The sequence below is a fragment of the Bradyrhizobium sp. genome (assembly GCF_035309285.1).
Lineage (GTDB): Bacteria > Pseudomonadota > Alphaproteobacteria > Rhizobiales > Xanthobacteraceae > Bradyrhizobium.
The window spans coordinates 1-22,482 of sequence record NZ_DATGFH010000025.1 but is presented as its reverse complement, the minus strand read 5'-3'; the positions used below and the strand labels follow the sequence as shown (position 1 = coordinate 22,482).

General features: G+C 62.4%; 24 protein-coding genes and 1 tRNA gene. 16 read left to right on the top strand and 9 right to left on the bottom strand.

Going from position 1 to position 22,482, the window contains the following annotated elements:
- Positions 1-74: 74 nt before the first annotated feature.
- Positions 75-977: a hypothetical protein gene (locus tag VKR55_RS06280; protein ID WP_324400833.1), complete on the top strand. Its 903-nt coding sequence runs from the start codon at positions 75-77 to the stop codon at positions 975-977.
- 9 nt (positions 978-986) lie between these two features.
- On the opposite strand, the gene VKR55_RS06275 is transcribed toward VKR55_RS06280, so the two are convergent.
- The 3 genes from VKR55_RS06275 to VKR55_RS06265 form a co-directional block, all read right to left on the bottom strand.
- On the bottom strand, positions 987-1,193 hold the full coding sequence (locus VKR55_RS06275) for a hypothetical protein (RefSeq protein ID WP_324400831.1): 207 nt from the start codon (positions 1,191-1,193) through the stop codon (positions 987-989).
- Between the two features lie 532 nt (positions 1,194-1,725).
- Positions 1,726-2,139 carry a GFA family protein gene (locus VKR55_RS06270; RefSeq protein WP_324400829.1) on the bottom strand — a complete coding sequence of 138 codons (414 nt, stop codon included), beginning with the start codon at positions 2,137-2,139 and terminating at the stop codon, positions 1,726-1,728.
- Positions 2,140-2,679: 540 nt separating this feature from the next.
- Positions 2,680-3,018, bottom strand: a complete 339-nt coding sequence (locus tag VKR55_RS06265; protein ID WP_324400827.1) for a hypothetical protein — start codon at positions 3,016-3,018, stop codon at positions 2,680-2,682.
- Positions 3,019-3,029: 11 nt separating this feature from the next.
- Here VKR55_RS06265 and VKR55_RS06260 point away from each other — a divergent pair, with 11 nt between their 5' ends.
- The gene (locus tag VKR55_RS06260; protein WP_324400825.1) at positions 3,030-3,791 is read left to right on the top strand and encodes a hypothetical protein; all 762 of its coding nucleotides are present in this window, start codon (positions 3,030-3,032) and stop codon (positions 3,789-3,791) included.
- Here VKR55_RS06260 and VKR55_RS06255 read toward each other — a convergent pair.
- From VKR55_RS06255 to VKR55_RS06245, 3 genes are all read right to left on the bottom strand, one after another.
- Positions 3,788-4,207, bottom strand: coding sequence for a hypothetical protein (locus VKR55_RS06255; RefSeq protein ID WP_324400823.1), 420 nt, complete (start codon positions 4,205-4,207; stop codon positions 3,788-3,790). The two genes, VKR55_RS06260 and VKR55_RS06255, sit on opposite strands and share 4 nt — an antisense overlap.
- A 41-nt stretch (positions 4,208-4,248) precedes the next feature.
- Complete coding sequence (locus VKR55_RS06250) at positions 4,249-4,461, bottom strand: hypothetical protein (protein WP_324400821.1); 213 nt, start codon at positions 4,459-4,461, stop codon at positions 4,249-4,251.
- Between the two features lie 915 nt (positions 4,462-5,376).
- Positions 5,377-5,466, bottom strand: a tRNA-Ser gene (locus tag VKR55_RS06245).
- A gap of 127 nt (positions 5,467-5,593) precedes the next feature.
- Here VKR55_RS06245 and VKR55_RS06240 point away from each other — a divergent pair.
- Positions 5,594-6,460, top strand: a complete 867-nt coding sequence (locus VKR55_RS06240) for an alpha/beta fold hydrolase (protein ID WP_414642309.1) — start codon at positions 5,594-5,596, stop codon at positions 6,458-6,460.
- Between the two features lie 266 nt (positions 6,461-6,726).
- Here the strand turns inward: VKR55_RS06240 and VKR55_RS06235 are convergent, their stop codons facing one another.
- Positions 6,727-7,824: an ROK family protein gene (locus VKR55_RS06235; protein ID WP_324400819.1), complete on the bottom strand. Its 1,098-nt coding sequence runs from the start codon at positions 7,822-7,824 to the stop codon at positions 6,727-6,729.
- A gap of 380 nt (positions 7,825-8,204) precedes the next feature.
- On the opposite strand from VKR55_RS06235, the gene rplU reads away from it, so the two are divergent.
- The 3 genes from rplU to VKR55_RS06220 all read left to right on the top strand — a co-directional run bounded on the left by rplU (position 8,205) and on the right by VKR55_RS06220 (position 9,754).
- Entirely contained in the window at positions 8,205-8,651 is a 447-nt protein-coding gene (rplU, locus tag VKR55_RS06230) for a 50S ribosomal protein L21 (RefSeq protein ID WP_324400817.1), read from the top strand.
- Positions 8,652-8,759: 108 nt separating this feature from the next.
- Positions 8,760-9,032, top strand: a complete 273-nt coding sequence (gene rpmA, locus VKR55_RS06225) for a 50S ribosomal protein L27 (RefSeq protein ID WP_324400816.1) — start codon at positions 8,760-8,762, stop codon at positions 9,030-9,032.
- 122 nt (positions 9,033-9,154) lie between these two features.
- A complete protein-coding gene (locus VKR55_RS06220; RefSeq protein WP_324400814.1) occupies positions 9,155-9,754 on the top strand; it encodes a GNAT family N-acetyltransferase in 600 nt (199 codons plus the stop codon).
- A 146-nt stretch (positions 9,755-9,900) separates the two neighbouring features.
- Here the strand turns inward: VKR55_RS06220 and VKR55_RS06215 are convergent, their stop codons facing one another.
- The gene (locus VKR55_RS06215) at positions 9,901-10,818 is read right to left on the bottom strand and encodes a DMT family transporter (protein ID WP_324400812.1); all 918 of its coding nucleotides are present in this window, start codon (positions 10,816-10,818) and stop codon (positions 9,901-9,903) included.
- Positions 10,819-10,923: 105 nt separating this feature from the next.
- On the opposite strand from VKR55_RS06215, the gene VKR55_RS06210 reads away from it, so the two are divergent.
- The 3 genes from VKR55_RS06210 (at position 10,924) to VKR55_RS06200 (ending at position 14,210) form a co-directional block, all read left to right on the top strand.
- A complete protein-coding gene (locus VKR55_RS06210) occupies positions 10,924-11,403 on the top strand; it encodes a MaoC family dehydratase (RefSeq protein WP_324400810.1) in 480 nt (159 codons plus the stop codon).
- A 120-nt stretch (positions 11,404-11,523) separates the two neighbouring features.
- Positions 11,524-12,564, top strand: coding sequence for a GTPase ObgE (gene obgE, locus VKR55_RS06205; protein ID WP_324400808.1), 1,041 nt, complete (start codon positions 11,524-11,526; stop codon positions 12,562-12,564).
- A 14-nt stretch (positions 12,565-12,578) separates the two neighbouring features.
- Positions 12,579-14,210, top strand: a complete 1,632-nt coding sequence (locus VKR55_RS06200) for an alkaline phosphatase family protein (RefSeq protein WP_324400806.1) — start codon at positions 12,579-12,581, stop codon at positions 14,208-14,210.
- Positions 14,211-14,246: 36 nt separating this feature from the next.
- On the opposite strand, the gene VKR55_RS06195 is transcribed toward VKR55_RS06200, so the two are convergent.
- Positions 14,247-15,227, bottom strand: a complete 981-nt coding sequence (locus VKR55_RS06195; RefSeq protein ID WP_324400804.1) for a Bug family tripartite tricarboxylate transporter substrate binding protein — start codon at positions 15,225-15,227, stop codon at positions 14,247-14,249.
- A gap of 202 nt (positions 15,228-15,429) precedes the next feature.
- On the opposite strand from VKR55_RS06195, the gene proB reads away from it, so the two are divergent.
- From proB to VKR55_RS06160, 7 genes are all read left to right on the top strand, one after another.
- Positions 15,430-16,572, top strand: coding sequence for a glutamate 5-kinase (gene proB / locus VKR55_RS06190; RefSeq protein WP_324400802.1), 1,143 nt, complete (start codon positions 15,430-15,432; stop codon positions 16,570-16,572).
- A 128-nt stretch (positions 16,573-16,700) separates the two neighbouring features.
- Entirely contained in the window at positions 16,701-17,993 is a 1,293-nt protein-coding gene (locus tag VKR55_RS06185) for a glutamate-5-semialdehyde dehydrogenase (RefSeq protein ID WP_324400800.1), read from the top strand.
- Between the two features lie 55 nt (positions 17,994-18,048).
- Positions 18,049-18,663, top strand: coding sequence for a nicotinate-nucleotide adenylyltransferase (locus tag VKR55_RS06180; RefSeq protein WP_324400881.1), 615 nt, complete (start codon positions 18,049-18,051; stop codon positions 18,661-18,663).
- A gap of 184 nt (positions 18,664-18,847) precedes the next feature.
- Positions 18,848-19,204 (top strand): ribosome silencing factor, encoded by a 357-nt coding sequence (gene rsfS / locus VKR55_RS06175; RefSeq protein ID WP_324400798.1) that lies wholly within the window; start codon positions 18,848-18,850, stop codon positions 19,202-19,204.
- 50 nt (positions 19,205-19,254) lie between these two features.
- A complete protein-coding gene (gene rlmH, locus VKR55_RS06170) occupies positions 19,255-19,737 on the top strand; it encodes a 23S rRNA (pseudouridine(1915)-N(3))-methyltransferase RlmH (RefSeq protein WP_324400796.1) in 483 nt (160 codons plus the stop codon).
- A 34-nt stretch (positions 19,738-19,771) separates the two neighbouring features.
- A complete protein-coding gene (locus VKR55_RS06165) occupies positions 19,772-21,133 on the top strand; it encodes a murein hydrolase activator EnvC family protein (RefSeq protein ID WP_414642308.1) in 1,362 nt (453 codons plus the stop codon).
- Positions 21,130-22,482: S41 family peptidase (locus VKR55_RS06160; protein ID WP_324400792.1), on the top strand; the 1,353-nt coding region annotated here is incomplete at its 3' end. The genes VKR55_RS06165 and VKR55_RS06160, both read left to right, overlap by 4 nt.

Below are 22,482 nucleotides of genomic sequence, written 5' to 3'. Positions count from 1 at the left end.
GGGCTGTCAGTTTTTCAGCTTTCTGCAATAGGTGCAGTGGCAATCATTTACGCCAAGAGGGACAAGGAAAACGCATGGCAGCGAGGTCAAAGGCGCATTTCGTTCCACCACTAGACACCTCGCTTTTAAAGCGCCTTCGGGCCGACGACGACAACTGGTGGCTCGAGGAGGCAAACGACAATATCGCCGCACTCAACAAACTCCTCCAGACCATTCCGCCTCGTTACACTTGGCAGTCTTTAACTGCTGACGCTTTTGCGCAGGTCGCAAAATCTCGGACCCAGGCTTTGTCTGCGGACGAAGCGATGCTCAAGATGTACCGTTTGTATTGGCACGATATGCTTAGCCAGATCGAAGCGTTCACGATCATGAGCGCCTGGAGGTTAGCAGACCTTACGCGATCTGCGGTGTGGGCAGTCAGGCGAAGTGACGTTCTTTGCGCAGCAATCATGTCACGAGCTGCACTGGAGACGACGGCTGCATATAGTTGGCTACAGACCGAGATCAGACCGGCACTTGAAAAGGTTGCAGCAAGCAACTCCTTCAACTTTGTGAAATACCACGACCAAGGGGAAGTTAAGGATTTGGAGGACAAGCTGTTGAAGGTAATTCATGCCTCGAGATTATCCGGTCAAGAGGACTTCTATAAGCCGACGAATATCACCACGGTAATCGATAAAATCGCCGATAAGATTCCTGAGCAGCGCATTGTCCGTGACACTTACTCAAAGCTCTGCGAGGTGGCGCATCCGAATTGGGCTGGGCGGTCGCTCTACATAACCGAGACGAAACCAAATACCATCTTTGGTCACGAGTTGCACACAATCTCAAGTCACCACGGACCAACCGCCACCATTATTGCGCGCGAAGCCGTTACTGCTTTGTCGTGGTCAACCGGAACGTACCCGCTGTCTTGCGTAGCCCTTCAAAGCGCAATTCAGAAGATGGTCGCTCACCTAAAACATATAACAATCTGAGGCGCGCGGTCAGTCTTTCACAAACCAGACCGTTTTCTCTTGCGGCTTGTTCTCGATGCGACAGCCCAAAGCCTTTGCGAATTCGTAGCAGGCCCCTCGGGCTCGTTCGTCTGGTTCACCGGGCGGAAATAACTCGACATAGACGTCATGATGGATGCCTGCCATTTTCCCAGGCGATAGCCCTTGCAGGGTTTTTCTCAGATCATCCAAACTCATTCGGCTCTCTCCCAAAACCCGCGATCGAGGGGGCTGCCTCCAAGCGCAACCGTATTGCCCAAAGGAAATCGCGAAGATGCTCCCCGAGCGTAGTATCAAATCGTAAGCTCTCGCGCGACAGACTCCGCCGTCATAGTGCCACGGCGAAAGAATAGTGCCCATCTTCATCGGCCGTGGCGCGCCAATAAAATCAATAACTTACAACGGGTTTTGGCCGTATCGCTTTTGTGCTGGGAAACCGTCGGGAAACTTTTTCAAAGCGCGGAAGCTTGTAAACTTATCCCCCGAAAGTTCTAGGGAATCAGGGTGGCCCCCGGGGACACGACGGGGACACGGGAGGGCGTCGAGCTGCGCGAAACGATGACCGCACCAAATCCAAAACGACAGCAAGCGTCTTGGGCAGCAATTGATGGACTATTGTCGAAAGCGGGCCAGAAGGCGGACAAGGCAATGCCGACGCGAATGACCCGATGCAGATCGGCGTGTTCGGACCGAGCGTCCGCTTCTGAAGGAAGGCCGGCCGTCACGACGCTCAGGCACCTTTTTGCAGCCCGCTTTTCTGGAAATGCTCGACTGCCTCATCAACATGGACCCAATGATGCTTCGACCGCTCGAATATCGAAAGGGCGGGAGCCGGAAAGCCAGGGTCGCCGAGCGCGCCAACCGCGACGCCGATTAGAGCTGGCAAGATGTCGGGCTTCCAATAGACCGTCGAGCCGCATGTTGGACAAAAATAGCATCGCACCTTACGGCCGCTATCGCCGACGTGAATGAACTCCGTAGCCGTTCCCGAGATCTCGACGGTGTCAATCGCATGGAAAACGCCGAGGCCAAATGGCGAACCGGTTCGTCGCTGGCAGGCGAGACAGTGACACGCGACAATCAGCTTTGACGTTTCTCGCAACTTCAGTGAAAGAGCGCCGCAAAGGCATTGGGCATTAGGCATGTGATCGTCTCCCGTCTTTCTCGGTGAGGTTACGTCGGAATGTGGGGGATGAGACGCAGGCTGGGGCCGGAGGAGCAAAGCCCGCGCGACCGAAGCAAGGGTCGCATGCGTCACGTGACAAAATATCCTCTTTTGGAAGACTGCGGCAAGACAAAACAATCTGAATGGTCGTCTGTCACCTTTTGATCTTGGCCGTGCATCGCTGGTGAGGCGTCGAGGCTACTTCTGCTCTGTGAGGAAAAGCGCATCGATTTTGCTCGATGGGAGCCTCCGCCAATGGCCCATCACGTCGATCCCGCGACTGGTCGAAAGGGCCGCTATCGAAGGGTAACCGGACCACCGGCGAAATCGGGAAGACAGCCGCCCATGGGGCGTAGCGCAAGATCGTAGTCCATCGCTGGTTATCCGGCCGGATCGTCTCGGCGGCCGGATCGTCATAGCGCCACGGCGAAGCAGTAGTGCCCATCTTCATCGGCCGTGGCGCGCCATTGTTCATCGGCAGACATCGCGTTTTTTCGCGCCGGGTAAACAACAGCGCTGCTAGTCTTCGTCGTCCGCTTCCGTGGCCGGCTTCACTATTGCTTTTAGATCTTCGAGAGTCAGATCGCCGAGCTTGACCTTCGAAAGCGCGGCCTTGTCGACTTGCGGCGACAGTCTCAATCCGTATTTGTTTAGGATCTTGGGCGTGATCTCATCGCCGAACGCAGTCCTGAAGAGCAACGCAATGTCAGCCTGCATCAGTTCCAGGTCCATTCGATAGGCTCCGTTGTGCTGAAGCTTCTGGTGCCAGCCAACGAGAACTGAATTCCAGTGCTTGTAGACCGTTGGCGGCTTACCGCCGTGCACTGTGCCACTTTCCTCAAAGGTGGCTTCCGACAAGTACTGGTCTCATGAGCACCGCCGATACACAGAAGTTCAATCAGCTAGTGGACGACATCGCACGCGAGATCGTTGCCACGGAGCATCGCGTGGGTGGGTCGTTCATCCGCACGCCCTTGATGTATCCGAGCGGGTCGACCGTAGTTGTCAGGATCGAACGCGGCGAACACCGCTTCTTCGTTTCCGACTTCGGATACGGCTACCAAGAAGCCGAGTTGATGGGCGCGGGACTGATGTACTCAAAGCCCGCACACGCAATCGCGGCTGACGCCGGCGTCCGCTTCGACAACCAAGCTTTCTTTGTCCTTGAGGCGTCGCGGGAACAACTTGCTGGCGCGGTAGTGACGATTGCCAACTGCTCACAACACGCGGCCATGCGTGCCGCCGACGCCCTTGCGGAGAAGACGTTCGAGGATCGCAAGACGCGTCTCTACGAACGGTTGGTCAAAGTCTTCGAGCCGAAGCTAGTCGCTAAGAACGTCGAGATTGTTGGCGCGTCCAATCAGAAATGGCAGTTCGCTACTGTGGTCCGCCTTCCGAACACGCGTCCAACGATCTTCGAGCCGGTCACCAAACGTCCCAACTCCGTCGCGAACGCCTCGATGAAGTTCGGCGACATCGCCCTGTTGAAGGACCACGCACCCCAAAGGGTGGCCGTGGTCCACAATAAGAAAGAGTTAGGAACGCTTCTTACCGTGCTCTCGAGATCGGCGAACGTCATCGATGACGACGAGAGCAAAGAACGTATCATCCGGCTCGCAACTGCAGCCTAGTACCAGCTTCGTGCTGCAAGAAGCTGGCCCGATGACGCGCTGCTCGTGTGGCAGCACCTCCGCGGCCCGTGTGACCGAGCGCTTGCCGTTATCCTCGGATCCTCAACCGTGAGCCGCGCGCGAGCTTGCGGTAACTTTTCCTCCTCGCCGCGCTCTATGCGCTCCGCCTCACGGATTTCCCAAAGCGCGTGCAACTCCTTCGTGACGGCACTGCTTTGACCGACTTCCAAGAAAGCCCACAACCGCTTGCCCTTCGACGTGCCATGAATGGCGTAGGCGTCGTCGTAGATGTCAATGCCGATGTCCCGAGAGAAAAACGACGCAAACGTCTTATTGCTGAAATTGAGCACGTATCCACCGTACATGCCGAACAGGCTGTCGATCAGCTTCATATCGACGGTCGAAAGGGTCGCCATCACGGGGTTCCTTGTCGTCACGCGCCGGCATGCCAGCGTTCTCAGAACAGCGACCAAAAGCTCTCCAGCACGCTGCCGATATGATGTTTTATCACATCTCTTACGGCGGCAAGGGCTCCATCGATCATCTGTTCCTTCATCGTATTGGCAAAACGGAAGCTAGCGGTCTTGAGTGCGTTGACGGTCCGGCGAAGCCACACGACGCTGACGGTGTCTGAATTTAATTCGTCTAAGCGACCCTTGAGGTCTGGCACGACCTGACCGCGTTCCTGTGGGTATGTTGCCGGCTCTCTCTGTAGGTCTCGCCCTTCCCAACTGCGGCCATTCCTACTTTGATGAAGTCGCCGGTCTTGAAGAAGTAAACGACCCGGGGCGCTCTTGCCATTCTCGCATGACCGGGTCGTCCGATCCTACCGTATCTCTCATATCTACCGGACCGCGCGTAAAAACTAATTTCGCAAGCCACCTCAATGCACTGCGCCCGTTCAATCCCTCTCGCCAAAATATTTCGCTTTTCCAGAAGCGCGAATCAGGTGTATGTCACCGCCCGTCCCGCTGCCTTTAGGAGGGGCGGCTCGCGATCGTCACGGACGTTGGCAGCGGGATGCGGTGGACGTGAGGGGGTTCAGCGTGCTTTGCGCGCCGACGAAAGCATCTCTCGCGGACGAGCGAAATCGTGCGGTCCCGACGCCCCGACGCTGGCGTCAAGTTCTCGCGAGACATTCGCGAGGGCGACGGAGGCTAACAAGCCCGGCACTCCGAGGAGACCACGTATAAGCCGTAAACCATCGCGCAGGGAATGCCGGTTGTTCTGGCTGCCCTGTTGATGCTTGCGTGCGCAAGTGCACTTTTTTTGCACGCAAGGCTCTCGGGTGCGGCCTGCATCCGGCATTCCCCGTGCCCTCCGATCTCAGAGGGCACGAGTCGACGCATCACCCCGGGCGCGTTTCGTGCCGCGGGAATGCCGAGTCATAGCCTCTCCGCTGTTTGACATGTTGAATCTGAAAACGAACCCGCTCACGATTCGCGTCTACACCTCGCCATTGCTCAGTTCGAGGAAATAGACGTACCACACGCGACAGTCTCCCTACGCTCCTTCGGAGCTTCGGGAGACACCCTTCGCCTTCAGCCAGGGGTGGCCTGCCACGCGTAGCCCGAAGGGCGAAGCGTGGCGGAGAGGGAGGGATTCGAACCCCCGATAGGCTTGCACCTATGCCGCATTTCGAGTGCGGTGCATTCAACCACTCTGCCACCTCTCCTTGGGTGCCAAAACAGGGGCGCTTTGCCCCCGTGGTCGGGGCCGTGTTCTAGGCGAGGACGGCTGACCAGACAAGGCGCGGAATGATAAATCATCGACGCTTTTAAGTGCCGGACGAGAGAGCGACCATGATCGAACACGTCCAAATCACCGCCAACGGCGCGGCGTTCCACGTGGCGCGGACCGGAACGGGCAAGCCGCTGCTTTTGCTGCATGGCTGGCCGGAATTCTGGCTCACCTGGGAGCCGGTGATGACGCGGCTCGCCGGCCGCTTCAGCCTGATCACACCGGATCTGCGCGGATTTGGCGACAGCGACAAGCCGGACGGCCCTTATGGCCCCGATCAGCATGCGACCGACATGCTGGCGCTGATGGATCAGCTCGGAATCGAGCGATTCGGCGTGGTCGGCCACGACGTCGGCGGCGCCGCGATGCAACCCTTGGGCCGAATGGCGCCCGACCGCCTCGCCGGGCTGTTCTTCTTCGACTTCGTCTATCCCGGCATCGGCGCGCGCATGGGCGCGCCCGACCGGCTCAATCACATCTGGTATCAGTCGTTCCACCAGATGGATATGGCGCCCGCTTTGGTCGGCGCCGCACGCGAAAGCTGCCGGACCTACATCCGGCATTTCCTGCAAGACTGGTCGCACCGCAAGCACGCCTTCGATGACGTGCTGGAAGCCTTCACCGACAACTACCTCAAGACAGGCAATCTTGCCGGCGGCTTTGCGCATTATCGCGCAGCCCACGCCGGGCGCGTGACGATGATGGAAGGCGCGGGGCCAAAACTTCCGCCGATTGCGGCGCCGACCTGCGTGCGATGGGCCGAGCACGATCCGCTGTTTCCTTATGCCTGGACCGATCGGCTGGGCGAGACATTTCCGAATCTTGATCTTTCGATGTTTCCGGACGTCGGACATTTCCCGCATCGCGAGGATCCTGATCGCGCGGCGAGCGAGATCGCGGCGTTCTTCGAGAAGCTGGGTTGGCGCTAGCGCTCTTTTGGTTTGCGCATGATCTACTCGGAAAACCGGTGCCCACTTTCCCGGATCATGCGCGAAAAAGTGGGACCGCCAGACGCGATAAAAACCAGCGGTCCCGTGCCTCTCATTGAAATACTGGCCCTCGAAGTTGGGGCTTCGCCGGTCAGTCTGAGCGACGAAGATACGCTAGCGAATGCGGCGGGAGCGGCAACGCCAAGCCGGTTTTAACCTAACCCGTCAAGGTTACCGGCGCCTCGCAATGACCGCAGCGATCAAGGTTACTTCTTCTCGCTGTTCTTCTTCTCGCCCTTGCCATTATGCTTGCGGCGGTTGGTGAAGCGCGCGTTGCCAAGCCCGGTGCCGATGGTGAGCACGCCCCAGCGCTCGACATCCTGCATGAACGGCACTTCGGCAAGCCCCTGCACCACGCCGTCATTGTGGATCAAGACCGCGGTGTCGTGATCGCCGATCGTGGGAATCGCCTCGACCAGGCTCGCCGGCAGGTTGAACTTGCTGCTCTCCCAATTGCCCGGCAGGTTCTGCGCGCCCTTCTCGATGCCGCCATCCTCGCGGATGACGCCGGGACAGGCGATGCCGATGAACGGCGCGAGCCTGAATCCTTCCTCGTGGGCGGCCTTGATCAGGTTTTCGAGCATCTTGACCAGCCGCTTCACCGCGCTTTCTCGCGATGGCTCGTCATCGGCATGGCGCCACAATTCGGACTTCCACACGGCGGCCCTGGAGAGATCGGCGGCCTTCTTCGCGCGCGTCTCGACCACGCCGCAGCGGATATTGGTGCCGCCGATATCGACCGCCAGGATGCTGTCATAGCCCTCGAAAATCCAGGAGGGCGCAAGGTGCAGCGCGCCGATCAGCGCGGCCTCGTCGGGGTGAAAGCGGATCGGCACCATCTCGATCTTGAAATCCTCCGCGCGCAGGATGATTTCGGTGCGCGCGATGGCGAGCTCGCCGAGCCGGCTGTCGCGAAAGCCGCCGCCGACCACGATGCGCTCGGTTTTGGCCCAGGCCTTGGACTTGAGGAAGCGCCGCGTGACATAGGCGAGCTCCTGCGCAAAATCCTCGATCGCGCTGTGCACGATCGCCGAGGCCTCGGTGTCGGCGCCGACCAGCATGTCGTCGAGCACCTTCTTGCTGATCTTGTCCGACGGCACGTCACCGAACGGGTCCTCTCCGGTCTTGCGCAGCGGCTTGCGCCAGCGGTCGATGATCTTGCGGAACGCGCCCTTGGAGGCGCGGTCGCCCAGAAATCCCTCGTCGTCCTTCAATTCGACATTGAAACTGTCGACGTCGACCGACGGCAGCCGTCCGGCACCGTGATGCGCAATGCCCGTGGTGGTAATGACGTCCTCAGCCATGCACCCTGCCCGCTCCTGTCGGCTCGCGGGACAACGACGGGGGAACTTATTGGTTGCAGGGGGCGAATAGCGAATGGCGAGTAGCGAATGGGATCGAGAACCACCTATCCTGTTCCCCTGTTCGTCATTCGCCACTCGCCATTTTCGGGCCAAATCCTTCATTTTTGGCCGGTTTCTGACCCAGTTTGCCTTGACTCCGCGGTTTGAGCCGCTATAAGTCCGGCCCATTCCGGCGCGGGATTTCTCGCGCCGCTTGTTTTTGCGCCTAAATCCGCGGCGGAACTCGCAACGGACCGCGCGAAAAGTATCCATAACGACTGAACAAAAAGCCGGCCCGAACCAGGGTTCGAGGCCGGGATCGAACACGAAGGAATGAAACGATGTTCGCAGTCATCAAGACCGGCGGCCGGCAGTACCGCGTCGTTCCGGATGATGTGCTCGAGATTGGCAAGATCGAAGGCGGCGTCGGCACGATCGTGCAGCTTGGCGAGGTCCTGGTGCTCGGCGGCGACACGCCGGTCCTGGGAACGCCTGTTGTGGCAGGCGCCTCGGTTGCGGCTGAAGTGCTGCAGCACAAGCGCGGTCCGAAGGTGATCGCGTTCAAGAAGCGTCGCCGCAAGAATTCGCGCCGCAAGCGTGGCTATCGCGACGAGATCACGGTGCTTCGCATCACCGAGATCCTGGCCGACAACGCCAAACCTTCGATCGGCCCGCGACCGAAGAAGGAGAAGGTGGCAAAGCCGGCGGACGACGGCGACGAGGCGCCGAAGGCTGCGGCTAAACCGCGCGCCAAGGCACCGGCGAAGAAGCCGGCGGCCAAGAAGTAAGGCTCTCGTCCGTGTAAAGCGGGCGGCGAACACGAACGGTGCGACAAAAAGTGAAATGATTCCTTCAAGGAATTGACCTAAGAGAACGGGTAAGTTTGGAGACGGGCCATGGCTCACAAAAAAGCAGGCGGTTCATCGCGGAATGGACGCGATTCCAAGGGTAAGCGCCTTGGCATCAAAGCCTTTGGTGGCGAGCATGTGATTCCCGGCAACATCATCGCGCGTCAGCGCGGCACGACCTGGCACCCCGGCCTTAATGTCGGCATGGGCACCGACCATACTCTCTTCGCCAAGGTCGAGGGTCACGTCGAATTTCATGCCAAAGCCAACGGCCGCACATTCGTATCGGTTCGCCCGATGACGGAGGCTGCAGCCGAATAGACGGTGGACATTATGAGTCCGCCGGGTCCTGTTGAACCGGCGGAGTTTTAAAGGGCTCCAAAGGGGAGGCGGGAAACCGGCCTCTCCTTTTTCGTTGATGCATTGATTTCATGGAGCCCGATATGTTGCAGGATATCTCGCCCTCCCCCGCGCAGCGCGAGGCCTGTCCTTGCGTCCTCGAGACTGAACGGCTGAGCTTGCGCAGCCCGACGCTCGCGGACGTAAAAGCGATCGCACGTCTGGCCAACGACCGTCGCATCGCGGAAAATACCCGCCGCCTTCCTTTTCCCTATTTGCAGGAACACGCGGTCGCGTTCGTGCGCGCCGTCGCCGCAGACGGCGGCGAATTGCCGTTCCTGATCGAACAGAATCTAACGCCGATCGGCATGGTGGGCCTGAGCTGGCACCAGGTCGATGCGCCCGAACTCGGCTATTGGCTCGGCTTCGACTATTGGGGCCAGGGTTTTGGCACCGAGGCCGCGCGCGCGGTGATCGATTACTTCTTCGAAGAGTTCGACCACGAGACGCTGTTTGCGGGCGCCCGCGTCGCCAACCCGATGTCGCGCAACGTGCTGGAGAAGTGCGGCTTCCAGTGGACGGGCGTGGAGTTGCACCGCTTCGAGGCGCTCGGCTCCTCGACCCCGGTCGACGCCTTCCGCCTCTCCCGCAGCGTCTGGTCGTCGCTGAAGAACTGGGCAAGCTCGACGAAGCGGACGCGCTAGCATTCGCTTCGTCGTCCCCGCGAACGCGGGGACCCATAACCACAGGTGTTGCGCGAGCTTCCGGTTCCGACCTTCGCAAACACAAACGCCTGTAGTTATGGGTCCCCACTCTGCGCTCGCTATGCTCGCTTGGCCGGGACGACAGCTTAGGCCGGCGGGTTGACCGCCATCTCCTCGCGCCCGAGCTTGCGTTCGCGCAGGAAGATGTAGAGCCCGGCGCCGATGATGACCGCGGCGCCCAGGATGGTCGCGGGCTTCGGCTTGTCACCGAACACGGCGATACCGAACATCACGGCCCAGACGATCATCGAATATTGATAGGGCACCACCACGCTCGCCGGGGCGAGTTTCAGCGCGCGGTTGACGCAGATGAGCGCGGTGACCGAGATGCAGCCGGCGGCGGCGAACAGCACGAGGCTGCGCGGGCTTGGCGTGACCCAGCCGAACGGCGACATCAGCGCACCCATGACGAAGGTGCCGACAAACTGTGAGGTCGCCATCACGATGTCCGGCGTGGCGCGCAACAAGCGCGTGATCAAGAGGAGAACCGAGAACGACAGGCTGCCGCCCAGCGCGATCATCGCCGGCCAGCTGATCGTCTGCGCCGATGGCCTGAGCGCGATCAGCACGCCGCCAAAGCCGATCAGGATCGCGCTCCAGCGCCGCCAACCGACGCGCTCGCGCAAGACCAGCCCCGACAGTGCGGTGACGAAGATCGGGCAGGCCAGGTAATAGGTCGTGACGTCGGCAAGCGGCAGATAGACGGTGGCGAGGAAGAACGCCGCGACCTCCAGCGTCGAGAGCAGCACACGGATCGCCTGCAGCGTCGGCCGCTCGATCCGGAAGAATGCTTCGCGCTGCCGCCAGATCAGCGGTGACAACAGCACCAGCGCGGCGCAGGCACGCAGCCACAGCAATTGCCCGACCGCATAGGTCGAGACCAGATATTTCCCGAGCGCGTCGCCGCACGAGAACATGAAGACCCCGAGCAGCATCAATCCGATGCCGGCCAGCCGCGCGGAACGCTCGTCGGCGTGGGTGGAGATTTTGCTGGGCAGGCTCATGACGACGCTGTTTTAGCGGCGCACCAGTGTCAGACAAGCCGCATTGCCGCCGCTGCACCCCTGCGCTACGGATGGGTCAAATTGCCTCATTCCCCGGGAAATGCCATGTCCGACTTCGATCCCGCCATGCACCGCATGGTGCCGCAGCAGCGCTGGTTCGAGGATTTTGTGCCTGGCGAGCGCTTCGTGCTGCCGAGCCGGACGCAGACGGCGGCGATCTTCGCGGCGTTCCAAACCGCGAGCGGCGATACCCATCCCGTGCACTACGACGTCGAATATTGCCGCGCCCGCGGCATGCCGCATCTGCTCGCGCACGGCTTCCAGACCTTGATCCACACCGCGCCCGGCGCCGGTCTCTTTCCTTTCCTGGTCGAGGAATCGCTGGTCGGCTTCCTGGAGCAGTCGAGCCGGTTCTTGAAACCGGCCTATGCCGACGACACCCTCTATCCCGCGCTCGAAGTCACCGAGCTGACAGGCGGCCGCTCCACCGGCGTAGTCACGCTGCGCTCGACGGTGTTCAACCAGCGCCGCGAGCTGGTGCTGGAGGGGATGCAGAAGTTTCTGATCCGGCGAAGGCCGGCCTGAGCTGCTCGTCATTGCCTCAATTTCGATCGCGCGCAAGAAAGGCGTGAAATTAAGGCTTTCGGCGATAATTGGCCCCTGTTCGGGTTGCCGCCACGCCGCGGCTGGCTTACCTAAGTCCCCATGAAATTCCTCGATGAAGCCAAGGTCTATGTCCGCTCCGGCGACGGCGGCAACGGCTGCGTGGCGTTCCGCCGCGAAAAATTCATCGAGTTCGGCGGGCCCTCGGGCGGCAATGGCGGCCGCGGCGGCGACGTCGTCATCGAGGCGGTCGACGGGCTCAACACGCTGATCGACTACCGCTACCAGCAGCACTTCAAGGCCGAGCGCGGCGTCAACGGCATGGGCAAGGACCGCCATGGCGCCAATGGCAAGCCGATCGTGCTGAAGGTGCCGGTGGGAACACAGGTGTTCGACGAGGATCGCGAGACGTTGATCCACGACTTCACCAAGCTCGGCGAGACTTTCGTGCTCGCCGAAGGCGGCAATGGCGGCTTCGGCAACGCGCATTTCAAGTCCTCGACCAACCGCGCGCCGCGTAACGCCAATCCCGGCCAGCCCGGCGAAGAGCGCTGGATCTGGCTGAGGTTGAAGCTGATCGCCGATGCCGGCCTCGTCGGCCTGCCCAATGCCGGCAAGTCGACCTTTCTCTCCAAGGTCAGCGCGGCGCGGCCGAAGATCGCCGACTATCCCTTCACCACGCTGCATCCGCAGCTCGGCGTCGTGAACGCGGACGGACGCGAGTTCGTGCTCGCCGACATTCCCGGCCTGATCGAGGGCGCGCATGAAGGCGCGGGCCTCGGCGACCGCTTCCTCGGCCATGTCGAGCGCTGCCGCGTGTTGCTGCATCTGGTGGACGCGACCTCTGAGCACGCCGGCAAGGCCTACAAGACCGTACGCGCAGAGCTGGAGGCCTATGGCGCGCAGCTCGCCGAGAAGATCGAGATCGTCGCGCTGAACAAGATCGACGCGGTCGAAGCAGACCAATTGAAGAAGCAGAGGGACCGCCTAAGGCGCGCGGCAAAGAAGACGCCGCTGCTGGTCTCGGGCGTGACCGGCGCCGGCATCAGGGAAGCGCTGCGCGCGCTCGCTGACGTGATCGGGGACAAGCAGGTCACGAACAAGGCCAAGGGCGCGGCGCAGATGGCGCCCTGGGAAGCGTGAGGGGCTGGACGAGAGTGGCGGGGGCGAAGAATGTTATCTGGATCATGTGCGACCAGCTTCGCTATGATTACCTTGGTTGCACCGGCCATCCCACGCTGAAAACTCCGAACATCGACGCGATGGCCAAACGCGGCGTCCGCTTCTCCAACGCCTATGTGCAATCGCCGATCTGCGGCCCGTCGCGGATGTCATTCTACACCGGCCGCTACATGCGTTCCCATGGCTCGCACTGGAACGGCTGGCCGCTGCGCGTCGGCGAGCCGACCTTGGGCGATCACTTGAAGAAGATCGGCGTGCGCAATGTGCTGGTCGGCAAGACCCATATGGCGCCGGACCTCGAAGGGCTGAAGGCGCTCGGCATCGCCCCCGATTCCATCATCGGCGTGCATGTCTCCGAGTGCGGCTTCGAACCCTATGAGCGCGACGACGGCCTGCATCCGACGGGCCGGCCTCGCCCGCGCTACGATGCCTATCTGCGCGAACAGGGTTTTGACGCGCAAAATCCCTGGGAGCATTGGGCCAATTCCGGCGCCGATGCCGACGGCGCGCTGCAGAACGGGTGGCTCCTGATCCATGCCGACAAGGCCGCGCGCGTTCCGGATGAACATTCGGAGACGCCCTACATGACGCGGCGCGCGATGGATTTCATCAGCGAGGCCGAGGCGGATGGCCGGCCATGGTGCCTGCACCTCTCCTACATCAAGCCGCACTGGCCCTATATCGCGCCCGAGCCTTACGCCAGCATGTACGGCCCCAAGGACGTGCTGCCCGCCATTCGCTCGGAGAAGGAGAGGCAGGAGGCGCATCCGGTGTTCGCCGCCTACATGGACATGCGCTACTCCCGCAACATGTCGCGCGACGAAGCCCGCGAAAAGGTGATCCCGACCTATATGGGCCTGATCAAGCAGATCGACGACCAGATAGGCGTCTTGATGCGCTTCCTGGAAGAACACGGCCTCACCGACACAACGATGATCGTGTTCACGTCGGACCATGGCGATTATCTCGGCGATCACTGGATGGGCGAGAAGGACCTGTTCCATGAGCAGTCGGCGAAGATTCCGCTGATCGTCATCGATCCGTCCGCATCAGCCGATGCGACGCGCGGCACGGTCTGCGATGCCCTGATCGAAGGCATCGACCTCGCGCCAACCTTCATCGAGTATTTCGGCGGCACGCCGCCCGACCATATCCTCGAGGGCCGCTCGCTGATGCCGCTGTTGCGCGGCGAGAACCCGCTCTGGCGCAAGGTCGTGTTCTCCGAATACGACTATGCGATGCAGGACGTGCGGCTAAAGCTCAATCAGCCGATCGAGCGCTGCAGGCTGTTCATGGTATTCGACGGGCGATGGAAATACATCCACGCCTCCGGCTTCCGGCCGATGCTTTACGATTTGCACACCGATCCGCAGGAATTCGCCGACCGCGGCGAGGATCCCGCCTGCGCCGGAGTAATCGCGCGATTGCAGGCCGAGCTGTTCGACTGGGCGCTGCACCCGAAGGACCACATCACAACGCCAAATGCGAAAATCGCGAACTATGCCGACAACCAGCTGCAGGTGAAAGGCGGCGTCCTGATCGGCATCTGGGACGAGGCGGAGCTCGCTTCGATCCGCGCGCGGATCGCGGCGCGATCGACAGTCTGATCCCTCGAGACGCCGCTTCGCGGCTCCCGCAGCCGGCTAGTTCTCGACCTTGTAGCCGGTCTCCTTCACGATCGGGCCCCAGAGCGCCGTATCGTCCGAAAGCTCCTTCGACAATCCCTCCGGGGTCGAGCCGACCGGAATGAGTCCGATGGCGAGCAGCTTTTTCTTCACGTCCGGATTAGCCAGCGCGTCCACTGCAGCGGCGCTAAGCTTGGACGCGAAGTCCGCCGGGGTGCCGGCGGGCAGCCACATGCCGTACCATCCATCGGCCACGAGATCGATGCCGCTCTCCTTCAGCGTCGGCACGTCGGGCAGGAACGGTGAGCGCTCCGCGCTGCTCACGGCGAGAAGCTTCACGCCGCCCGCCCGATGCTGAGGAATCGCATCGGCGATGGTGGTGATGCCGAACGGCAACGTCTTGCCAAGCAGGTCGTTGATGACCGGCGCACTGCCGCGATAGGCGACCCGCGTCATCTTGATTCCCAATATCTTCTCGAGCTTCGAGCCGGTGAAGTGCGGAATGGTGCCGTTGCTCGGCACGCCGAATGTGGCCTGATTCGGATGGGCCTTGAGCCAGGCGACAAGCTGCTTGAAATCGAATTGCTTGAAATCGTCGCCCAGCGCCGGTCCGCCCACGATTCCGAATTCGAAGCGGGCGAGCAGCGAAACTGGAACGAAGTCCTTTGCGGTGTTGAAGCTCGGATGGGTCTGAACCATCGGCAGCAGGTACATGGTCGGGCCGGTGGTCACGAGCACCATCGTCCCATCAGGCTTTGCGCCTTTCACGGTCTTGATCCCGATCAGCCCGTCGGCGCCAGTTCGATCCTCGACAATGATGGTGCGGTCGAGCGTCTGGCTCATCTGCGCCGTCACAAGTCGGCACAGCGTGTCGCCGCCTCCGCCGGCTGCGAACGGAAAGATGACCTTCATAAGAGGGCCGGACGCCGCGCGCGCGAGGCCTGATTTCGCGATAAGCGGCAGCGTCAACGCGCCGGCCATGAAATTTCGACGGTGCATGTCCCTGCCCTATCATCCCAATAATGCCGGCGCATTACAGCAGAGCCGGAAAGCTGTTGGAATGGCCATATAGTCCAAGAACCCCTTCGTGATGGGCCGATTAACCCTTAACTTTCGCAACCTTTCGCGCTAACGCGCCACTTCCAAATGCCGGACGTGGCGCGTATTGCTGTCCGCGACACCGTCCCATTTCGAACCGCTCATGTCCCGTCCCGCGCTGAAGGATTTCCGACGCATTGTCGTCAAGGTTGGCTCCTCGCTTCTGATCGATTCGGAAGCGGGCGTGGTGCGCGCGTCGTGGCTAACGGCGCTTGCCGCCGATCTCGCAAAGCTGCATCGCGAGGGTCGCGAGCTCCTGATCGTCTCCTCCGGCTCGATCGCGCTCGGCCGGGCCAAGCTGAAGCTGCCGCGCGGCGCGCTGAAGCTGGAAGAGAGCCAGGGCGCCGCCGCGGTCGGCCAGATTGCGCTGGCGCGGATCTGGTCGGAGGTGCTGGGCGCGCACGATATCGGCGCCGGGCAGGTCCTGGTGACCTTGCAGGATACCGAGGAGCGACGGCGCTATCTCAACGCGCGCTCGACCATCGCCAAGCTCCTGGAATGGCGCGCGGTGCCCGTGATCAACGAGAATGACACCGTCGCCACAAACGAGATCCGCTACGGCGACAACGACCGCCTCGCTGCGCGGGTCGCCACAATGGCGAGCGCCGACCTGCTGATTCTGCTCTCCGACATTGAGGGGCTCTACGACGCCCCGCCCTCGCAGAATCCGAATGCAAAGCTGATTTCCATGGTCGAGAGCGTCAGCGCCGAGATCGAGGCGATGGCGGGAGACGCCGGCTCGGAGCTTTCGCGCGGCGGCATGCGCACCAAGATCGAGGCGGCCAAGATCGCGACCACTGGTGGCACGCATATGCTGATCGCCTCCGGCAAGATCGAGCATCCGCTCAAGGCGATCGCGGATGGCGGGCGCTGCACCTGGTTCCTGACCCCGGCCAACCCCATCACCGCGCGAAAGCGCTGGATCGCAGGCTCGCTCGAGCCCAAGGGCACGCTCACCATCGACGCCGGTGCGGTGCGGGCGTTGCGCGCGGGGCGAAGCCTTTTGCCGGCTGGCGTGATCCGGGTCGATGGCCAGTTCGCCCGCGGCGACGCGGTGGTGGTGCGCGGTCCCGACACCCATGAGATCGGCCGCGGCCTCGTCGCTTATGACGCGGAGGACGCCGAGAAGATCAAGGGCCGCTCCTCGCCTGACGTGATGGCGATCCTGGGCATCAGCGGCCGGGCCGAGATGATCCATCGCGACGACCTCGTGGTGGGGCCGACCGGGCCGATTCCAGTCAAATAGGCCATTGGCCGACCCTCCAAGGCCGAAACCGGCCACCTGCCATGCCGGTTCCGCGCCTCGCCAAGAGCGCGAATTCCATGCTACGACATGGTCTTAACCGTAGGCCGAGACACACTATCTAGACCGCCATGACTGCGCCCCTCAAAGCCATCGACGGCAGTGCTGATTTGCCGGCTCTGATGAACGACCTCGCAACCGCCGCGCGAGCCGCGGCGCGCGAGCTGTCGCTGGCGCCGCCGGAGCAAAAGGACCACGCGCTGGCCGCGATGGAGCGCGCCATTCGCACCGACGCGCAGGCGATCCTCGCTGCCAATGCCGAGGACGTGGCCGAAGCGCGCGGCGCCGGCATGACCAGCGCCTTTCTCGATCGCCTGACGCTGACGCCGGCGCGCGTCGACGCGATGGCCGACGGTATCGCCACGGTGCGAAACATTGCCGATCCCGTCGGCGTCGTCACCGAGAGCTGGCAGCGCCCGAACGGCATGACCATCGAGCGCGTGCGGGTGCCGCTTGGCGTCGTCGCCGTGATCTTCGAAAGCCGTCCCAACGTCGCGGCCGATGCCGGCGTGCTCTGCCTGAAGTCGGGCAACGCGGTGATCCTGCGCGGCGGCTCCGACAGTTTCCGCTCCTGCCGCGCCATTCACGACTGCCTGGTGCAGGGCCTGCGCGAGGCCGGCCTGCCGGAAGCCGCGATCACGCTGGTGCCGACGCGCGACCGCGCGGCGGTCGGGCTCCTGCTTTCCGGGTTGAACGGCGCCGTCGACGTGATCGTGCCGCGCGGCGGCAAGAGTCTTGTCGCGCGCGTCGAAAAGGAAGCGCGCGTGCCGGTATTCGCGCATCTCGGAGGCGTCAATCACGTCTATGTCGATGGCGCCGCCAATCTCGACATGGCCAAATCGATCGTGCTGAACGCCAAGATGCGCCGCACCGGCGTCTGCGGGGCTGCCGAAACGCTGCTGGTCGATCGCGCAGCCGCGGGCGCGAACCTCAAGCCGCTGGTCGAGATGTTGATCGATGCGGGTTGCGAGGTCCGCGGCGACGAGGCCGTGCAACGCGTGGACGGCCGCGTGAAGCCGGCCTCCGAGGAAGACTGGGACGCCGAATATCTCGACGCCATCATCGCCGCGCGCGTGGTCGACGGCGTCTCAGGCGCCATCGCCCACATCCACGAGCATGGCTCGCAGCACACGGATGCGATCGTGACCGAAGACGACGCAGCCGCGAAAAAATTTCTGAAGGAAGTGGATTCGGCGATCGTGCTGCACAACGCCTCGACGCAATTCGCCGATGGCGGCGAGTTCGGTTTCGGCGCGGAGATCGGCATTGCCACCGGCAAATTCCATGCCCGCGGGCCGGTCGGCGTCGATCAGCTCACGAGCTTCAAATATCGTATCCACGGCACAGGGCAGACGCGTCCGTGACATTTTCCTTGGCGTGGGGCACGCATTGAACCAGGCGTCAGTCGCGTCGCAATCCTTGTCGCACGAGATTCCGCTCTATACCGAGGGCATGCGCATCGGGTTGCTCGGCGGCTCGTTCAATCCGCCACACCGTGCCCATCGCGCCATCAGCCTGTTCGCGATCAAGCGGCTGAAGCTCGATCGCGTGTGGTGGCTGGTGACGCCGGGCAATCCGCTCAAGGACAATGGCGGGCTGCATGAGCTCGAGAAACGCGCGCAAGCCGCCCGCGAGCTCGCCGCCGACCCGCGCATCGATGTCACCTGTCTCGAATCCGTCATCCGAACACGCTACACTGTGGACACGATCAACTTTCTGCGCCGCCGCGCTTCCGGCCTGCGCTTTGTCTGGATCATGGGCGCCGACAATCTCGCGCAATTTCATCGCTGGCAACATTGGCAGCGGATCGTGACCCAGGTACCGATCGCCGTAATCGATCGTCCTCCGCAAAGTTTCCGTGCGCTTGCCGCGCCCGCCGCGCGCGCATTGGCGCCTTATCGTCTGCCCGAGAAGGAAGCCGGCCGCCTCGCCGACCACCGCGCGCCGGCCTGGGTGTTTCTCACCGGGCTGAAACTGAATCTTTCGTCGACGACCTTGCGGAACCCGGACGGGAGCTGGAAGGCGGCGACGTAAGACCGCAGTGGTGTTGGATATTGAATCCATTAACCCCACATGCGTACTATGGTCCGCGGGCTGCCGGATTCGGCCGCCCGCGATACAGTGAAAGGAATGGTCCCTGGCCACACCTGTATTGTCCAAGTCAGTTTTACCCAAGTCTCGACAGAGCGCGCGTAAAACATCGACCCAAGCTGCGGCCTTGCCTGCGCCGTCCGACGCCGACAAGACGCTGAACCTGATCCTCTCCCGCCTCGAGGATATGAAGGCGGAAGAGACGGTTACCATCGACCTTCGCGGCAAATCGGCATTTTCCGACTACATGATCATCACCTCGGGCCGGGCCAACCGGCACGTTGGCGCGATCGCGGAAAACGTCACCAAGTCGCTGAAGGAAACCGGAATCAAGAACATCCATGTCGAGGGCTTGCCCAACGCCGACTGGGTGCTGATCGATTCCGGCGACGTGATCGTTCACGTGTTCAGGCCCGAGGTCCGTGAGTTCTACAATCTCGAACGGTTGTGGACTCAGGGTCCGGGAGCGGCGAAGGCGATCTAGGGTCTTGTGCCGATGCAAATCGGCGAGGGAGCGTGCTAGCGTGCGCGCCGATGAGAATCGTCGTCATCGCCGTCGGCCGGCTGAAGCAGGGGCCGGAGCGGGAGCTCGCCGGACGCTATCACAAGCGTTTCGACGAGATCGGCCGCAAGCTCGGCTTCCGGTCCCTGGACATCCGCGAGATCGGCGAGAGCCGCGCGCGCGAGGCGCAGGCGCGCATCGCCGAGGAGGCGGCTGCGATCTCGGCCGCAATCCCGGAAAACTCCGTGCTTGTCACGCTCGATGAGCACGGCAACAATATCGACAGCCCCACGCTCGCCCGCCTGCTCGGCCAGTGGCGGGACCAGGCCGTAGCTCATACTATTTTTGCAATCGGTGGCGCCGACGGACTTTCGCCCGAATTGCAGGGCAAGGCAAAGTTGAGGGTCGCTTTTGGGGCTGCGACCTGGCCGCATCAAATGGTTCGCGTCATGCTTCTGGAGCAGCTTTACAGGGCTGCGACTATTTTGGCGGGTCACCCTTATCATCGTGCGTGAGAAGCGCGCCAGGCCAGCAACGATTTCGGACGAGATGCAGCAGGCACAGTCCCTTTCATCGTTCCCAGACACCGTCCGGCGCGGCTGGATTTACTGCGTCCCGCTCTCAGCCGCGTTGTTGTTCGCTTTCGAGTGCTCGATGCCTGCCACGGCGCAGACCGCGACGGCACAGACTGCGACGGCACAGACCGCGACGGCATTGCCTGACGCGCTGAAGCAGCGCGAGCAGGAGCTCGAGGCCGCTCGCGAAGAGCAGAAGCGCGCCGCCGACCAGCAGGCGAAGCTCAAGGCCGATATCGCCGCGATCGGCGACGACCGCAGCAAGCTCAATCAGCAGCTCATCGACGTTGCCTCGCGCGTGCGCGACGTCGAAGGCCGTGTCGCGGATGCGGAGGCGCGGTTGCGCACGCTCGATGAACATGAGCGGCAGATCCGAAGCTCGCTCGATTCGCGCCGCTCCGAAGTGATCGAGGTACTGGCGGCGCTGCAACGCGCCGGCCGCCGCACGCCGCCGGCCCTGCTGGTCCGGCCCGAAGATGCGCTGCAATCGCTGCGCACCGCGATGCTGCTTGGAGCAGTCGTGCCCGAATTGCACGCGCGCGCCGACAAGCTCGCGTCCGACCTCGGCGAGCTTGTCGCCGTCCGCAAGACCATCACCAGCGAACGCGATCGGCTGGCCGCCGACCGTGACAAGCTCAAGGATGATCAGACGCGGCTTGCGGCGCTGATCGACGAGCGGCAGCGACAGCAGGCCGGAATGGAGAAGGACGTCGAGGCGGAAGGCGCGCGCGCCATTGCGCTCGCCAAGCAGGTCGACGATCTGCAAGGCCTGATCGCCAAGATGGAGCAGGACGTCAAAAGCGCCGCGAAGGCCGCCGCAGCCGCCAACCAGAGCGGCAATGGCAAGTCCGACCCGGCTCTCCTGAAGAACCCCAACCGCACCAGCCCTGCGGTCGCCTTCGCCTCGGCCAAAGGCCTATTCAAATTACCGGTCAACGGTACCAAAATCCGCGATTTCGGCAGTTCCAATGACTCGGGCGGCATGGAAAAAGGCATTTCTTTGGCAACGCGCCCCGGGGCCCAGGTTACCACGCCATGTGACGGCTGGGTGGTTTACGCCGGGCCGTTCCGCAGCTATGGACAACTCTTGATCCTCAATGCCGGGGGCGGGTATCATGTTCTGATCGCCGGGATGGAGCGCATTTCGGTAAACATCGGACAGTTTGTGCTTACCGGAGAACCGGTCGCGACCATGGGAACGACATCCCAGGTGGCCTCGATCCTTGCGGCCAACGCAAGCCAGCCCGTGCTCTATGTCGAGTTCCGCAAGGACGGAACTCCAATCGATCCAGGCCCATGGTGGGCCGCAAATGAAGGCGAAAAGGTTCGCGGATGATGCGCAAGACTTCTGTAATCCTTCTCAGCGCTGCAACGGGTGCCGCACTAACGTTGCTCGTGACCCAGCCACACGCGGTGTTCATGGGCTCGACCGCGCGCGCTGCGACCGCGGACACCTATCGTCAGCTCAACCTGTTCGGCGACGTGTTCGAGCGCGTGCGCAGCGACTATGTGGAAAAGCCCGATGACGCCAAGCTCGTCGAGTCGGCGATCTCGGGCATGCTGTCCGGCCTCGATCCGCATTCGAGCTACATGGATGCCAAGAGCTTCCGCGACATGCAGGTGCAGACCCGCGGCGAGTTCGGCGGGCTCGGCATCGAGGTCACGATGGAGGATGGCCTGATCAAGGTGGTCTCGCCGATCGACGACACGCCGGCCGCGAAGGCCGGCATCCTCGCTAACGACATCATCACCCAGCTCGACGACGATCAGGTGCAGGGGCTGACGCTGAACCAGGCCGTCGAGAAGATGCGCGGCCCAGTCAACACCAAGATCAAGCTGAAGATCATCCGCAAGGGCGTCGACAAACCGATCGATGTCACGCTCGTGCGCGACAACATCCGCGTCCGCTCGGTGCGCGGGCGCGTCGAGGCCGATGACATCGCCTATATCCGCATCACCACTTTCAACGAGCAGACCACCGAAGGCCTGAAGAAGAGCATCGCCGACCTGCAGAACCAGATTGGCGACAAGCTGAAGGGCTACATCATCGACCTGCGCAACAACCCGGGCGGCCTGCTTGAAGAAGCCGTCACGGTGTCCGACGCCTTCCTCGAGCGCGGCGAGATCGTCTCGACCCGCGGCCGCAACCCCGAAGAGACCCAGCGCCGCTCCGCCCATCCGGGCGATCTCACCAAGGGCAAGCCGGTCATCGTGCTGATCAATGGCGGCTCGGCCTCGGCCTCCGAGATCGTCGCCGGCGCGCTGCAGGACCACAAGCGCGCGACGTTGGTCGGCACCCGTTCGTTCGGCAAGGGCTCGGTGCAGACCATCATTCCGCTCGGCTCGGGCAACGGCGCGCTGCGTCTGACCACCGCGCGCTACTACACGCCGTCGGGCAAGTCGATCCAGGCCAAGGGCATCGTGCCCGATATCGAAGTGCTGCAGGACGTGCCGGACGAGCTGAAGTCGCGCACCGACACCAAGGGTGAGGCCTCGTTGCGCGGCCACCTGAAATCCGACGGCGACGAAAAGACCGGCTCACAGTCCTATGTGCCGCCGGATCCCAAGGACGACAAGGCGCTCAAGATGGCCGACGATCTGCTCCACGGCATCAAGTCCAGCGCCTCGACGCCAACCCCGGCCGCCCCGGCCACCGGTGACAAGGCCGCGGTCGAAGGCCCGCAG

Excerpts from the sequence above, each read along its gene's own strand:
- VKR55_RS06280 (WP_324400833.1), top strand. The coding sequence starts at position 75 with ATGGCAGCGAGGTCAAAGGCGCATTTCGTTCCACCACTAGACACCTCG.
- VKR55_RS06275 (WP_324400831.1), bottom strand. The coding sequence starts at position 1,193 with ATGAGTTTGGATGATCTGAGAAAAACCCTGCAAGGGCTATCGCCTGGG.
- VKR55_RS06270 (WP_324400829.1), bottom strand. The coding sequence starts at position 2,139 with ATGCCTAATGCCCAATGCCTTTGCGGCGCTCTTTCACTGAAGTTGCGA.
- VKR55_RS06260 (WP_324400825.1), top strand. The coding sequence starts at position 3,030 with ATGAGCACCGCCGATACACAGAAGTTCAATCAGCTAGTGGACGACATC.
- VKR55_RS06255 (WP_324400823.1), bottom strand. The coding sequence starts at position 4,207 with ATGGCGACCCTTTCGACCGTCGATATGAAGCTGATCGACAGCCTGTTC.
- VKR55_RS06240 (WP_414642309.1), top strand. The coding sequence starts at position 5,594 with ATGATCGAACACGTCCAAATCACCGCCAACGGCGCGGCGTTCCACGTG.
- VKR55_RS06235 (WP_324400819.1), bottom strand. The coding sequence starts at position 7,824 with ATGGCTGAGGACGTCATTACCACCACGGGCATTGCGCATCACGGTGCC.
- rplU (WP_324400817.1), top strand. The coding sequence starts at position 8,205 with ATGTTCGCAGTCATCAAGACCGGCGGCCGGCAGTACCGCGTCGTTCCG.
- rpmA (WP_324400816.1), top strand. The coding sequence starts at position 8,760 with ATGGCTCACAAAAAAGCAGGCGGTTCATCGCGGAATGGACGCGATTCC.
- VKR55_RS06220 (WP_324400814.1), top strand. The coding sequence starts at position 9,155 with ATGTTGCAGGATATCTCGCCCTCCCCCGCGCAGCGCGAGGCCTGTCCT.
- VKR55_RS06215 (WP_324400812.1), bottom strand. The coding sequence starts at position 10,818 with ATGAGCCTGCCCAGCAAAATCTCCACCCACGCCGACGAGCGTTCCGCG.
- VKR55_RS06210 (WP_324400810.1), top strand. The coding sequence starts at position 10,924 with ATGTCCGACTTCGATCCCGCCATGCACCGCATGGTGCCGCAGCAGCGC.
- obgE (WP_324400808.1), top strand. The coding sequence starts at position 11,524 with ATGAAATTCCTCGATGAAGCCAAGGTCTATGTCCGCTCCGGCGACGGC.
- VKR55_RS06195 (WP_324400804.1), bottom strand. The coding sequence starts at position 15,227 with ATGCACCGTCGAAATTTCATGGCCGGCGCGTTGACGCTGCCGCTTATC.
- proB (WP_324400802.1), top strand. The coding sequence starts at position 15,430 with ATGTCCCGTCCCGCGCTGAAGGATTTCCGACGCATTGTCGTCAAGGTT.
- VKR55_RS06185 (WP_324400800.1), top strand. The coding sequence starts at position 16,701 with ATGACTGCGCCCCTCAAAGCCATCGACGGCAGTGCTGATTTGCCGGCT.
- rlmH (WP_324400796.1), top strand. The coding sequence starts at position 19,255 with ATGAGAATCGTCGTCATCGCCGTCGGCCGGCTGAAGCAGGGGCCGGAG.
- VKR55_RS06165 (WP_414642308.1), top strand. The coding sequence starts at position 19,772 with ATGCAGCAGGCACAGTCCCTTTCATCGTTCCCAGACACCGTCCGGCGC.